This is a genomic window from Hymenobacter tibetensis (assembly GCF_022827545.1).
In the GTDB taxonomy this organism is placed as follows: Bacteria; Bacteroidota; Bacteroidia; order Cytophagales; family Hymenobacteraceae; genus Hymenobacter; species Hymenobacter tibetensis.
Window position 1 is genome coordinate 1,469,625 of the sequence record NZ_CP094669.1, and the last position, 14,007, is coordinate 1,483,631.

Annotated in this window: 11 protein-coding genes; 5 read left to right on the forward strand and 6 right to left on the reverse strand. The window is 56.3% G+C overall.

Annotation, left to right across the window (positions count from 1 at the left end; genetic code table 11):
• Positions 1-67 precede the first annotated feature (67 nt).
• Complete coding sequence (gene xseA, locus MTX78_RS05960) at positions 68-1,477, reverse strand: exodeoxyribonuclease VII large subunit (protein ID WP_243800780.1); 1,410 nt, start codon at positions 1,475-1,477, stop codon at positions 68-70.
• Between the two features lie 235 nt (positions 1,478-1,712).
• On the opposite strand from xseA, the gene MTX78_RS05965 reads away from it, so the two are divergent.
• Both MTX78_RS05965 and MTX78_RS05970 read left to right on the forward strand, forming a co-directional pair.
• A complete protein-coding gene (locus MTX78_RS05965) occupies positions 1,713-2,471 on the forward strand; it encodes a glycosyltransferase (protein ID WP_243800781.1) in 759 nt (252 codons plus the stop codon).
• Positions 2,464-3,105, forward strand: coding sequence for a lipid-A-disaccharide synthase N-terminal domain-containing protein (locus MTX78_RS05970; RefSeq protein ID WP_243800785.1), 642 nt, complete (start codon positions 2,464-2,466; stop codon positions 3,103-3,105). Before MTX78_RS05965 ends, MTX78_RS05970 begins: the two co-directional genes overlap by 8 nt.
• A gap of 60 nt (positions 3,106-3,165) precedes the next feature.
• Here MTX78_RS05970 and MTX78_RS05975 read toward each other — a convergent pair whose 3' ends face one another.
• Positions 3,166-4,866, reverse strand: coding sequence for an ArnT family glycosyltransferase (locus tag MTX78_RS05975; protein ID WP_243800787.1), 1,701 nt, complete (start codon positions 4,864-4,866; stop codon positions 3,166-3,168).
• 118 nt (positions 4,867-4,984) lie between these two features.
• Positions 4,985-5,995 (reverse strand): GDP-mannose 4,6-dehydratase, encoded by a 1,011-nt coding sequence (locus MTX78_RS05980; RefSeq protein WP_243800788.1) that lies wholly within the window; start codon positions 5,993-5,995, stop codon positions 4,985-4,987.
• A 527-nt stretch (positions 5,996-6,522) separates the two neighbouring features.
• On the opposite strand from MTX78_RS05980, the gene MTX78_RS05985 reads away from it, so the two are divergent.
• Both MTX78_RS05985 and MTX78_RS05990 read left to right on the forward strand, forming a co-directional pair.
• A complete protein-coding gene (locus tag MTX78_RS05985; RefSeq protein ID WP_243800789.1) occupies positions 6,523-8,658 on the forward strand; it encodes a M13 family metallopeptidase in 2,136 nt (711 codons plus the stop codon).
• A gap of 130 nt (positions 8,659-8,788) precedes the next feature.
• The gene (locus tag MTX78_RS05990; RefSeq protein ID WP_243800791.1) at positions 8,789-9,151 is read left to right on the forward strand and encodes a hypothetical protein; all 363 of its coding nucleotides are present in this window, start codon (positions 8,789-8,791) and stop codon (positions 9,149-9,151) included.
• Between the two features lie 9 nt (positions 9,152-9,160).
• On the opposite strand, the gene MTX78_RS05995 is transcribed toward MTX78_RS05990, so the two are convergent.
• The 3 genes from MTX78_RS05995 to MTX78_RS06005 form a co-directional block, all read right to left on the reverse strand.
• Entirely contained in the window at positions 9,161-9,919 is a 759-nt protein-coding gene (locus tag MTX78_RS05995; RefSeq protein WP_243800793.1) for a peptidylprolyl isomerase, read from the reverse strand.
• Positions 9,920-10,066: 147 nt separating this feature from the next.
• Positions 10,067-10,972 (reverse strand): manganese catalase family protein, encoded by a 906-nt coding sequence (locus tag MTX78_RS06000; protein ID WP_243800795.1) that lies wholly within the window; start codon positions 10,970-10,972, stop codon positions 10,067-10,069.
• Positions 10,973-11,383: 411 nt separating this feature from the next.
• Positions 11,384-12,634 (reverse strand): zinc dependent phospholipase C family protein, encoded by a 1,251-nt coding sequence (locus MTX78_RS06005; RefSeq protein ID WP_243800796.1) that lies wholly within the window; start codon positions 12,632-12,634, stop codon positions 11,384-11,386.
• A gap of 325 nt (positions 12,635-12,959) precedes the next feature.
• Between MTX78_RS06005 and MTX78_RS06010 the strand changes: the two genes are divergently transcribed.
• Positions 12,960-13,997, forward strand: a complete 1,038-nt coding sequence (locus MTX78_RS06010) for a hypothetical protein (RefSeq protein ID WP_243800798.1) — start codon at positions 12,960-12,962, stop codon at positions 13,995-13,997.
• Positions 13,998-14,007: the final 10 nt, after the last annotated feature.

The window sequence follows — 14,007 nt, forward strand, 5'->3', positions numbered from 1 at the left end:
AGGCAGCTAACAGGATGGCTGCTGATGCACAATCGGCTACGGCTGTGCCGACAACGTAAGCAGTCGGCTAGCGGAAAGCTTCTCTGGTAAGCAAAACGTCCTTTCCGAGAGTTTGCTGGGCTAGTTTTTCCAACAGCCGTACCTCGGCGCGGTGCAGTAGGCGCTCGGCTACTAGCTGCAACTGATACCGGCGAGCCAGCAGCTGCTCGCGGCGGCGGCGGTGCAGGCGGCGGAAACGACGGGCGAGAGTTAAGCCTAGATGCACGAGGCGGCGCTGTTGGCCGGTGGCTGCATGATGGGCGGCACGCTGTAAGGCATGGCGTTGCTGGGTAAGATGCACCTCCTGCTGGCGCAAACGAGCCCGAGCTAGAGGCGCGGTGGCACGCACCCGTTGATGCAGCGTACCACGGTGTTCCTCTAGTTTGCCTTGGGCAGCAAGATGGGTGCGACGACCAAGCCGGTCGAGATGAGCGGAAGCATCCTGGAGTTGTTGCAGGGCCAGCTCCCGGATACGGCCCGCGTAGCCGTCATAAACAGCGTCGAGGCGAGCGAGGCGGTCAGCCAGGAAGGCTGCTACGGCAGTGGGGGTTTTCAGGGCCAGGTGCGCGGTAAGGTCTACCACGGCCTCGTCTCGCTCGTGGCCGATACCTGTAAGCACTGGCAACGGGAAAGCCCCAATAGCTGCCGCCAAGCCATAATCGTCGAAGGCCAAAAGGTCTGTTTTCGAGCCCCCACCGCGGATGACAACCACCGCATCAAAATGCTGCCGGCTCTTTCGAATGGCATCCAGTGCGGCCCGAATACTGCCCGGAGACTCTTCGCCCTGCATACTGGCTGGAAACAGTGCCAGCGAAAAAGCATACGCAGATTCTTCCAGCTGCTGCACAAAATCTTGGAAGCCTGCGGCAGTAGGGGAAGAGATAATAGCTAGCCGCTGCGGTGCTAGCGCCAGGGGCAACGCGCGCTGGCGCTCCAACAGCCCTTTTTCGGCCAGCTTGCGCAAAGTTTCCAGGCGCTGCCGGGCCAGTTCGCCCACGGTGTAAGTGGGGTCGAGGGCTACTACATCCAAGCTCAGGCCATACTGCTCGTGGAATTTCACTTGCACCCGCAACATGATTTTCAAGCCTGCGCGCAACGGCTGGCCTGTGTGCTCTTCAAACACAGGGGCAAGCTGTTGGTAGCGCTGGCTCCAGATGGTGGCGCGGGCTTGGGCTTTGAGCTGGGTGCCGCGACCAGTCTGGTGCTGGTCGGTGAGAGTGAGGTAACAATGGGCGCCGTCGAAACGAGGCAAGGTTAGGTCGGCAATTTCAGCTACCACCCAATACGAATCGGCAAACCGCTCACTCAGGCTTTGCTTCACTCGCAGCAGCAACTCTGCCAGTGGGAGGGCTACGGGTGGCTGAGAAGCAGAAAGCCCGGGTTCCGGGCGTCGATTGTAGAGCGGCGGCATATAGGCGTAAAGGTACGGCTTCTGCATGGCTGCCACCAAGGTATTGCGGTGGTATGCGCCCGTGCACGTAGTTTTTAAAGAGAAAAAGTACCGTAGTCCGGTGCTGTTCAAGCCCGCTGGGTTTGCTTCAAGGGCTACAACGGAGCGGAAAGAAGTGTAAACTAGTGCGTGCTACCGATTGGTTCAGAAGAGCGTAGTAGCATAGCTGCGCGGCAGAAGGGCTAAAACCTGCCTACCTTGCGCTCCGTTTTTACTTTTCACTATGTCTGCGCCGCTGCATTCCTACCTATCCCAGCAAACTCTCACAGTTCTCGTGCCCGTGTACGATGAAGAGGAAAGCCTCCCGCAGTTTGTGGTGGAGATGAACAAGTTTCTCGACCAAACACCCGTAGCAACTACGGTACTGTTCGTGAACGACGGGTCCAAAGACAATTCGCTGGCTTTGCTGCGTGATATCTGTCGGCAAGATGCGCGCTATGAGTTTATTAGCCTGAGCCACAACAAGGGGTTGAGTACAGCTATCAAGGCAGGTTTCGACCACTGCCGGAGCACGTTGGTTGGGTATATTGATTCCGATATCCAGACTTCGCCGCTCGACTTTCTGAAGTTTTTCGAGTTTTTGCCGGAGTACGACATGGTGAACGGCATCCGGGCCAAGCGGCAGGATACGTTCGTGAAAAAGATGTCGTCGAAGATAGCTAACACGGTGCGGCGTACCCTCATCAACGACGGAATTGAAGATACGGGCTGCCCGCTGAAAATCATCAAGCTGGACTACGCCCGCCGAATTCCACTTTTTCATGGCATGCACCGTTTCCTAGGGGCGCTGGTGCAGTTGCAGGGCGGACGCGTGAAGCAGTTGCCGGTACAACATTTCCCACGGTTTGCTGGCACAGCTAAGTACAACCTCTGGAACCGCGCCTGGAAGCCCCTGGTAGATACGTTCGGGTTCCGCTGGATCCGAAGCCGCTGGAAAAACTACGAAATAGGGGAGCAGCACCGCGCCGAACGTCATGCTTAACGTAGCACAAGTAGCCTTAGGCATCGGGCTAACGTCGCAGCTACTGTTTAGTAGCCGCATTGTGTTGCAGTGGGTGCAGAGCGAGCGTGCCAAACGGGTGCTGGTACCCACTCTGTTCTGGCAAATAAGTTTGATTTCCTCGTTTCTGATGATTATTTACGGGATGCTGCGTCACGACCCAGTTATCCTCGGAGCACAACTCATCAGCTACGGTATTTACATTCGCAACTTGCAGCTACTCGGCGAATGGCGGAAGCTTAGCGCCTGGTTTCGGGCGGGGGCATACGTGTTTCCGCTGGCTACACTGGGGTGGTTTGTGGTTGGCAACCAGCATTTTAGTTTGCAGGCCATGCTGAGCCACGGCATTCCGAGTGGCGTATTGATGCTCGGAACCATCGGACAAACCATCTTTTTGATGCGTTTCGTGTACCAATGGCTGTATTCCGAGCGCAAAGGCGAATCGGTGCTGCCGCTGAGCTTTTGGGTGGTTAGTCTGGTTGGCTCGGTACTGATTCTGGCGTACGCCTTGCTGCGCGACCCCATGGACAAGGTCTTGATCCTTGGCAATGTGTTTGGGACAGTCGTGTATGCCCGCAACATCGTGCTGATGCGCCGGGAAGCAGCAAAAGCATAAGCTACCGTTCTCCGGCACCCAATGTGCAGTACGGAGCTAAGAGCGTACACTTTACTGACTTTATAGCGGCCTCTTGCTAGGATCTAGCAGGGTCACGCGCCAGTAACCGTCTTTGCGTTGGCGGTCGAGGTAGAAGCTGTCTACCACTGTAACCAGTATTTGCTTGCGCCACGTGGTTGGCAGGTACTTGCTGATGTTAACCTTGGGACTAGAGAATACCGCAATGGGGCGGGTGGGCCGAACCAGCATGGAATCGGGGGTGCGAGGCCAGCTAGGCGTCGCCCGGCCCGCATCCCACACCCGCTTGATGTGCAGGTCTTCGAGGGTGTACCAGGGAAGCTGCGCTAGCACCGGATTGCGTTGGAGAGCTTGAATGTGCCGTAACCCAGGTTCGGCGCGGCGGTTGGTCCAGAGCGGGTAGGCTGGTGCCAGCACGGAAAGCAGCACGGCCATAGCGGTAATGGAGCTAGCCACCAATACGGGCACCTGATACTGCCGAAACCCCCACCACCCAATGGCAGCAGCCAGCAGTGCAAACCCCACAACCGTGACGGTGAAAGGAACCGAACCCGGCCCGTAGGGTGGTAGCTTCATGAGCAGCAGCGCAACCGGGAACAAGCAGCAAGCTAACACCAGCAATCCGGCCCATACACGAACGATGGTGGCTTCGGGGCGAGGGCGCAAACCAGCGCGCAGCACGGTTTCAAAATGCCGAAGCAACCCGGCTATCAGCAACGCCAACGGAGGCATGAGGGGCAGTAGGTACCGTTCTTTTTTCTCGGGAACCAAGCTTAGCAGCAAGAAGGCAATCAACACCCAGGCCAGGGCGGCCTGGTAGGGAATATAGCGGCTCGCCCTCGGGCGGGCAAATGGCACTGCCAATGCCAACAAGGCTATTGGCGTCCAGATGCCCGTGAACACCGGGAAATTCCAGTATTCCCAGAACGGCTGCACGTGCCGCTCGCCCCAAGAGGTTACTTCCACCCGGGCTACCGCTAAGGCAGCCGGGGCTACCGTGTCTTGCACGGCCAAGTATATGGGCCAGGCAGTGCCCACGGCCAGCCCAATTACCAGTGCCAGCAGCAAACCAAACTGCCGGGACCGTAGCGGTCCGCGGGCCGGATACAGCCGCTGAAGCCCAAAACTGGCCAGAAAGGGAAGTAGTATCGTATAGGGCGCTACTGGGCCCTTGCTAAGCATGGAGCCGCCGAGCAGCAAACCGCTCAAGGCAAACCAACCCCAACCGCGGCCAGTAGCATACCAGCCCCGTGCCAAAGCCCAAAGGGTGCCGACCAGCAAGCTGTTGGCAAAAATATCCCAGTGTCCTTCGCGGCCCACCGTAATAACCAGCAGACTGCTTGCCAGCACCAGCGTAGCAAGCCACGCAGTGCGGCCGGGTGCTTCGGTTTCGCCGGGCTCTTCCCGGATAAGCTCACGCACGAGGCCCCAGAAGAAAAACACCAGCAGAGTGCTCATGATGGCCGCGGGGAGGCGGAGAATGCCAGGGTCTTGGGTAAGGCCGGTTAGCTGCTCAGTGAGGGCTACGGCCCAAGTAGGCAATGGCGGTTTGGCCACCCGCAGTGCGCCGTTCATGGTAGGAATAAGCCAAGAGCCACCGCCTACCATTTCGCGGGCGGCTACAAAGTTGCGGGCCTCCATCAAATTCACCTCCGGGGCGCCCAAATGCACGAAGCAGCTAAAAAAACAGACAAACAACACGATAAACGGTCGTAGCCTAGGGGCATCAAGCTTGGAAAGCATTGGTAGTTGTACTAGAATTCTTGCTCAATAAAGCAGCTGAGCATTCAAGAGAAAGAAACCGCAGGGCGTTACCAGGGAAGCAGACAACGCATTCTGGTTTTAATAAGGCAGTAGACGGTTACACGCCCGTTGCTGAAGCAAGCAACGGCTTAGTGGGCGCTGCTTCGCTTTTTTGCAGCCAGTCCACGAAGTGGCGTAGGCCATCGGCCAGCGTAGTTTGCGGATTGTAGCCTAACAGATGGCGAGCTTTGCTGATATCAGCGTAAGTCACTTCCACATCGCCGGCTTGCATGGGAAGCTGGTTGAGTGTAGGCGTGACGCCCACTGCAGTGCCCACGGCTGCTATCAGGTCACGCAGCTTTACGGGGCTGCTATTGCCTAAATTGATGGTTTGGTACGTGCCAGCGTGAGCAAGCAAGTAGGCTATGCCACGAGCCACACCATCCACGGTGTCGGCCACAAACGTGTAGTCGCGGGCAGTGCTACCGTCGCCGTATACGGGAATAGGCTGGCCGGCTAGCAGCAAGCGTGCAAACTTATGAATGGCAAGGTCGGGGCGTTGACGCGGGCCATAGACGGTAAAGAATCGGGCATTTAGCACGTTCAGCCCGTAGAGATGATGATAAGTGAAGGTGAGCTGCTCGGCACTGAGCTTGGATGCGGCATACGGCGATATGCACGCCGCCAAAAGCGCCATGTCTTCGCGAAACGGCAACTCCACCGTATTGCCATATACCGACGAAGACGACGCAAAAAACAGGTTCTTAACCTCCGACAAGCGCATCCACTCCAGCAAATGCACGGTACCCAGCACGTTGGCTTCCACATAAGCCGCCGGCTCCTTCACCGAAGGGCCCACCCCCGCTTTGGCAGCCAAGTGCACTACAACATCCACTTTTTCAGCTGCCAATGCGGTTGCCAGCGCTGCCGGACCATCGCGCAGGTCTAGCTCATGAAACGTAAACGCGGGCTGCTGAAGCGAGGCGAGCAGATTGATTTGCTTGGTGGCCTGATCGTAGAACGGGTCGAAGTTATCGAGTCCAATCACGCGGTAGCCGTCGGCGAGCAGCCGTTCGCTCAGATGGGAGCCGATGAAGCCGGCGCAGCCGGTAACTAGAGCAGTGGGCATGCTAAGAGCCAAGTAAGCAACAGAAAAAAGCTTGTGGATAGCTAAACGGAAGCACAAAGTAACAATTGTATAACAAGCGGGTTTGCAACCGGGTGCATAGTTTGCCTCTCACGGAACAGCTTCCACCAAAAAATTTAAAATCAGACAAAATGGGTTTATCCAATTTTATCTAGACAGACTGCTCTTTGCTGGATAAGCACGTGACTATAAATATATGCTACAAAAGTACTCACATCTTAGATGCGTATGCGTTAGTACTTTAGCTAGATTATGGTGGTTCAGCCGTATGAGAATATTCGCTAGAGAGTTGGTATTGTATTATGCTTGGTATAAATTGGGCAGAAATTAGTGCTAACATTGATTCTCGAGCAACCTTTAGCGGAGGTGGCCGGTCTTCTAGGTGAAGCCAGCAGTTCTGAGTATCAACGTACCATGCTTCCGTTGCATAAGCGCACAAGGAAATAGGGGCACTATCGTTATACGCGTACTCTCATCCCAGAACTGTAGCACACACCATACTGCATCCCATGAAAAAACGCAACAGCATGACGCTAGCTGCCGTGGCTCTTACGGGCCTAACGCTAGCAGCGTGCTCCACGGGCGGCCCCAAAGCCCGCCCATCCGCTACGGCCATCAAACCCGATTTAGCCATCCCGAAAGGCGCAGACGTTGCGCCAACGGAAGGCACTGATACGAAAGGGGTGGGCCTGAATCTAGCTAACATCGATCCTTCGGTGTCCGCCTGCCAGGATTTCAACCAGTATGCTTCTGGTAACTGGTACAAGAACAATCCTATTCCGGCTGCAGAGGTTCGGTGGGGATCTTTCAACGAGCTTTCCGACAAGAACAACGCCGTAATGCGCCAAATTCTGCAAGAGGCCGCCGCCAATACGTCGGCAGCCAAAGGCAGCAACGCCCAGAAAGTCGGCGACTTCTACGCGTCGGCGATGGACACGGTAGCCATCGAACAAGCAGGCTTGAAGTACTTGCAGCCCGAGTTGAACCGCATTCAGGCTATTAAAGACCTGAAAGGGTTGCAGGCCGAAATCGTGCGGCAGCAGCTGAGCGGGACCGGAGCATTCTTCAATAGCGGTGTAGGGCAAGACGAGAAGAATAGCACGCAGTACGCGGTGCAGCTCTACCAAGGCGGGCTGTCGTTGCCCGATCGGGACTACTACCTCAAAGAGGATGCTCGTTCCAAGAACATCCGCACGGCGTACACCACGTACCTCACCAACACGTTCAAGATGCTGGGCGACAACCCGGCAACAGCTGCCAAAAACGCGGCCACGGTGATTCGGTTGGAGACACGCTTGGCCAAAGCCAGCAAGAGCCGCGTAGATCTGCGCGACCCGTACGCCAACTACAACAAGATGACAGTGGCTGCTTTCAACAAGCAGTTTCCAAACTTGGGCCTAGCTACGGCGTTGCCCGCTATGAAGCTGGGAGCAGCCAAAGAAATCATTGTAGGACAGCCGGCCTTCTTCAAAGAGGAAAACGCTATGCTGAAGCAAGTGCCTCTGGCCGACCTGAAGACCTACATTCGTTGGCACACGGTGTCGTCGTTGACTTCTGCGCTACCTAAGGCATACGGTGACGAAGCCTTCCGCTTTTCGCAGGTGCTGAGCGGCGCCAAGCAGCAGCAACCCCGCTGGAAGCGCATGAACCGCGCCACCGACGGTGCGCTGGGCGAGGCATTCGGCCAGCTCTACGTAGACAAGGCTTTCACGCCCGAAACCAAAGCCAAGGCGCTGCAAATGGTGTCCAATATCCGCGAAGCCATGGCCGACCACATTCGGCAGGTGGACTGGATGAGCGAAACAACCAAGCAGGAAGCCCTGAAAAAGCTAAACTCCTTCACGGTTAAAATCGGTTACCCTGACAAGTGGAAGGACTACTCGGCGCTGACTATCTCACGTGAATCGTACCTGAAAAATGTACTGGCTGCTCGCAAGTGGGCTGCCCTCGACAACGCCAGCAAGCTGGGCAAGCCGATTGACCGTAACGAGTGGGGTATGACCCCGCCCACGGTGAATGCCTACTACAACCCGCCGATGAACGAAATTGTGTTCCCGGCTGGCATCATGCAGCCCCCGTTCTTCGACCCGAATGCCGACGACGCGGTAAACTACGGTGGTATGGGGGCCGTTATCGGCCACGAAATCACCCACGGTTTCGACGACCAGGGCCGCCAATATGATTCGGAGGGCAACCTGAAAGACTGGTGGACCAAAGAAGACGCCGACAAGTTCAACCAGCGCGCCGACATGGTGGGCAAGCAATACTCGGCCTTCCAGCCCCTAGATTCGGTGTTTGTGAACGGTAAGCTAACGATGGGTGAAAACCTAGCTGACCTTGGAGGCCTTACCATTGCGTACTCGGCGCTACAAAAGCAGCTCGAAAAGCAATACGGCACCGCCCCGCGGCCTAAGTATGACGGCCTGACCCCAGAGCAGCGGTTCTTCCTGTCGTGGGCTCAGGTATGGCGCACCAACGCCCGCCCCGAGTACATCCGCCAGCAGGTACAAACCGATCCGCACTCTCCGGCTCAGTTCCGAACCAACGGTCCGCTCATGAACATGCCGCAGTTCTACGAAGCCTTCGGCTGCAAAGAAGATGCAAAGATGGTCCGTGCTCAAACCGAGCGCGCCAAAATATGGTAAGCACTGCCCGTGCTTAAAACAGTTTGATTGTTGGAAAGGCGGCTCGCATTTGTGAGCCGTTTTTTTTTGCTCACAGGCTACTATGCAAGCTGGTTGTGCTGTACATGGTGCAAGCTTTTTACCTTGCATCATGCAAACAACCTTTCGCCGGCTTGCCTGGCTGCCGCTGCTGCTGGCTTGCTCTTGCACTGAAACAGTGAAAGAACAAGTAGCCAACCCTGAAATTGGGGATGTATACGTGGTGCAGTTCCAGCCGCAGGGCACCACCACTACGCGCTATTTCTTCTATCACCTCTACCGCGTCACGCCTGATAGTGCCTACCTGCACCCGGCTCGCCAGGATTCACCCACGGCTGAGGCCGATCTGCGGCAGCTGGCTTTCGAGCCTTCGCCCACCACTATTGGGTACACCCGGGCTCAGCTGCTGGAGCTATTGCAAGAGCAGCCCGGTGACGTGACGAAAAGCCGACTGGTGCAAGTGCGCCGACCGTAGGGGAGTGGCTTACCGTGGTTCCACTACTTCCAGCTTGATGTTCACGTCCTTGGTGGGCCACTTGTAGGGGTCAACGGGCTCATTGGCTATTTTGTCTACCACGTCGAGGCCGTCCACCACTTCCCCGAATACCGTGTATTTACCATCCAAAGACGGCACGCCCCCCACCGTAGCATAAGCGCGTTGTTGGGCAGGAGTTAGTGGGCGGCCTGCCATGGCTTGACTCTGCGCGGGCGTCATGGTTTGCCCTTGCACGAAATAGAAATCGGTGTTCGAGGAAAGCTGGCCGGGGTTTTCGTCGTCATCGTAGCGGGCCATGCCCAAGACGCCACGCTTGTGGAAATGCTGCGGCCGGATTTCGGGTGGCAGACGATACCGGGCCAAGCGAATAGTCCGGTGGTCGGAGGCGCCGCCTTGCACCGCAAACCCCTTGACCACGCGGTTGAACACCGTTTCATCGAACACACCTTTGCGGGCAAGCAGCAGGAAATTGGCCTTGTGAATGGGCGTGTCGTCGTAGAGGCGCACCCGAATGTCGCCGAGGCGAGTATGGACTATCACTTCCGAGGCGGGGTACTGCTTGCCGTAGGGTAAAAGCAGCGCGGCGGCGTTGCTGTCGGCTATGGCGGTGAGAGCGGGCCCCGGTGCTTTCCGTTCTGCTGATGGCGTAGGCGCTACTGTTTCCGTGACGGGCTGCTGCCGGTTGCAGGCGCTACCCAACAACAGCAGAGAAAGTGAAACGGCAAGGCGAGGCGCAAAAGATGGCATACAAGGAAGTTGATGTGAAAACGGGCAGGCCAAAAACGCGAATGAGGTGGCTACCTAGCGGTAGCCACCTCAAACATAACAATCAGTTGCAATGTGTTGTCACTGCACGGGTTTCGCACAGACCATTGTAGCTGCTTATGGGTTTGCCTAGAGCTTGATACCTAGCTTCTTGGCAATGTCTTTATACATTTCTGGGTCGTAGTCGTCGGCGCCGGGCGAGTTAAGTTGTGGCTCCTCTTCCAGCACTGGATACGGTACACCCTCAAAACCACCCTGGATTACTTCCAGCGGCTGGCCATCTTCTGGGTGGGTACCATTCCAGATGATACCTGCCTGCTTGTAGTCGTCGGGGCTGAAGGTATATAGCTTGAGGTGCAGTTTCTGCTGATCCTGCAACTTTTTAGCCTCTGGGAACTTGTCGTTGCTCAAATCGGGTACGGGCACCAGTTTGGTCACTTCCACTCCAGTCAGGTGCTCCAAGGCTTTGGCATACGCCACTACGTGCAAACCACCGCGTACCAGCAAGTACCCTACCATGGCGCGGGCGCAAGGGTCCGACACCATTTCATATACGCGCATTTTGTTGGCCCGGGCCCCGCACTCCAAAAAGAAGTTGTGCAGCAAGTCCAGTTTCAAGTTGCCGCTGGCGTGCACGTTCTGGCCCGTCCAGGGGTTGCCCATCGAATCGACGGGTAAGGCCGCTTGGGCGCTGCTTAGGAAATGGTAGCTATTACGAGCATCCTTGGCATCAGCCAACGGAGCTGGCACTGGGTCTTTGCCCCGCACCGTCTGACCGGTGAGCAGTAGATTGATGGCGTAGGATACGGCCTCGATGTGGCTGTACTCTTCGGCCGCAATGCTGCACGTTAAGTCGTAGAACGGCCGCAACCGGTCACGCCCCCGGAAATTGAACGACTGGAACGTGTAGTTCATCAGCGTCGACATCTCTCCGTATTTGCCTCCTAGCAGTTCCTGAATGGCTGCTGCATCGTTAGGCGAAGGGTTTTTGGGTTTTGGCAGCTCAACGGCTAGCCGGTCATAACGCAAGATCATAGCTCAGAAATTAGGGATGAAGGTCGTAGTGCTTGCCAGCGGGGCAGCCAGCAGGGTCACCAAACTCTACGGCGCAGTTACTGGAGCGTTATGTTGAGCTTACCGAAGCACGGGCCCCAGAGAACGATGGCAAAAGCTAGGCGCCAACCCACTAAATAGCCTCTTAAGGCCTGCTGTGCTACCTTCCATCCTGTTTTCGCAACTAGCCTGTGCCGCTTGCTTTCACAGAGGATGGGGCAATAAGCCAATATTTTGTTGGTAATAAAACGCCACGGGCCGGTACACGCCTCAGCAGAGAATACCAGTTAAGAGAGAAAAGCTAGTCTAGCTAGTTGAGTTGGCCGCACCTTATCTAACGCAAAAAGGTCCCCTCCACTGAGTGAAGGGGACCTTGTAAGGGGAAAAGCCAGCTTACCAGCCTGAGCCGGACGGAGTGCTCCAACCGTCATCCTGCTTCTTGGCAGGTTTCTGCTTTTTCTCTTTCTGCTTGGTGCTCGTGCCGTTGGTCTTGACTTTCACCTTCACTTTCTCGGCTCCGGCTGGCACCGGGGCACCTGGTATGGGCGAAGCCGCGCCAGTAGCGGCTGGGGCAGTAGGCTCAGCAGGGGAGGCGGTTTCCAGTACCGGGGCCGCCATGTCCACTGCCGAGTTAATTTGGTCGGCCTGCACGGCGGCTTTTTCTTTCTCTAGCGCTAGCAGCATCTGCTGAGGCACCAGTTCGTTGTCTTTCCACACTTTCAATTGCTGGCTGAGCAGGTCCTTTTCTTCCTTTGTGGTTTTCTTGGTTAGCAGCTCGGTGAGGTTGGGACTACCCGCGTCGCGCCAGGCAGTCAGCCACAACGACGAAACAAACGTGGGCGCTTGCTTGAGCTGATACGCAACCATGCCGCCCACTTCCTTGTGGTAAGCATCAGCGAAAGCATCGGAATAGGAGCGGCGGGTTTTGCCGTACTTGTGCGAGTACACGTACTTGGTTTCGGGTTTGAAACCGCGGGTTGCCTTTTCCTCGAAGTCGAAGGTAGCTCCCAGGAACCCGTACGAGCTCTGAACGATCTTCCAAATATCAGTCAGTGGGTCCCTCAGGTATTTAGCTGACTCTGAATCCAGCTTGTACTCGGCAATGTGACGCTCAGGCAATTTCGACTCCCACAGTGAGTGCAAGCCGCTCTGGTTGGTAAGCTGGCCGTCGTAGTTGACGGTGGTGTGCAGCGGCACGAAAGCATCGGCTACGTAGTGGCACAAGTCGGCGGAGAGGCGCACAATAGCCACCGTGTCGCGGGCTTTGAAGGCGGCCGTCAGGTTGTCTTTCACTTCCATGATCTGCCACGGCACCGTTCCGTATTTGCGCAGCGTGTCGGCGGTGTATTTGGCTTCGGCTTTGTCCCAGGCTTTCGGCATGAGGCCAAACGGGTCGTCGCCGTAATGGTCCATGTCGATGAAGTGCTTGGTTGCTTCTTGGGGGTCGGAGTCGCGGCGCTCATCGGGGGCCGTGGAGAGGCGCACAATTTCCTTGAGGTGACGGAAATAGAACGGCTGCAAGCTGGACGGCAGCGTGTACACCGATATCTGCGCAATCGTGCGGTGCGCGAAAAATCCCCAGCCTGGTGAGGTGACTGGCACCAGCAAACCCAGGCAAAGCAGAACAACGAATAGTTTTTTCATGGCGTAGCGTCAGTACCCGTAAATAGACCGGTAAAGTTAAGGCGAATAGGTGAGTAAGGGGTTGGGTTATTAGAGGATAAGCACGGTGTGAAATCAGGAAAAATAGAGCGTTTTACCTACCCAAACAGGAGCCTTGCCTCACTGCGCACGCCCGGAAATACGGGGCGGGTTGTATGCGGCAGCTCTTCGGTAACTTGCCTGAAAGCTTGCGCCCTATCTGCTAGAGAACGAGCGGCAGCTATACGCTGTGGGAAGTCCCGATACTGTTCTTTGTCTGCTTACTTGCAGCTGTTTAGCAAGCATCACGTAGTCGTCTCCTCCTTCTATGGCGCTTATCTCGAAAAAGAAGCTTAATTATTCCATCAAACCGGCGCTACGGGAGTACCTACACCACTACGACCGTGAAACCAAATTGCCCGTCACCTACCGAGACATGACGCACTTCAGCGGGGCCTTTCCCTTGCTCGACCGGTATGGCAACGATACGCTGTGGGAAACGGTTTTTTATGAGCCGCAAACCCTACGCGAACTGAGTGAAGGGCTGGCTCAAGTGTACGCCCTGCTTAAAACCGACGGCGACCTTTCCTTTACCGACCACTTGCTGGCCGACCGAATCGACTACTGCCGCTTCGGCAATTCCAATCCGTTTCGGGTGCGCATCGTCAACCGCCTCAACGACAACTACGACTACTTCTACGTGAAAACGGCGGACGCCTCGCGGGTATATGGGTTGGAGCTAGAGCACCTGCTCTCGCCAAACCGCCTGAGTTACCTAGTGAGTGGCGACACGCTGGTGGAAGAGCATATTGCTGGCATTCCTGGCGATGATTTTATTCGGACCCGCATGCCGCAGATGCAGTTCAACCAAGTGCGAATTGCCAAGGAGTTTGTGAAGTTCAATGAGCGGTGCTTTGCCCGACTGCTGGGCGACATGCGCTCCTACAACTACGTCATTGTGGTAACTCCCGACCTCGAAGCCGAGCAGTACCGCGTCCGGGCCATTGACTTCGACCAGCAGAGTTATGAGGGCCGCAAAACTATGTATTTGCCCCAGTATTTCAAGGACAACTTGGCCGTGATTCAGATGTGCAGCCGCTTCCTGAAGGCCGAAACCATTCGGCAGTACCAAACCGAGGAACGCGTGCTGATGCTGCGGCGGGTGCGCCTGGAGCGTTACCGCCTCAAAGCCCTAATGGATTGTATGCGCCGCGAGGAGCTAGCACCGCCCGAAAAAGTAGCACAACTTCAAACCGAGCTAAACCTGCACCACAAGACCAGTGCCTTCAACCGCTGCCGCAATATGGGCGACATCGTACGGCAGAACCTGAAGCTGGTGCTGGACTTGCCTAACATACTGGATTAGCTAGGTCTGC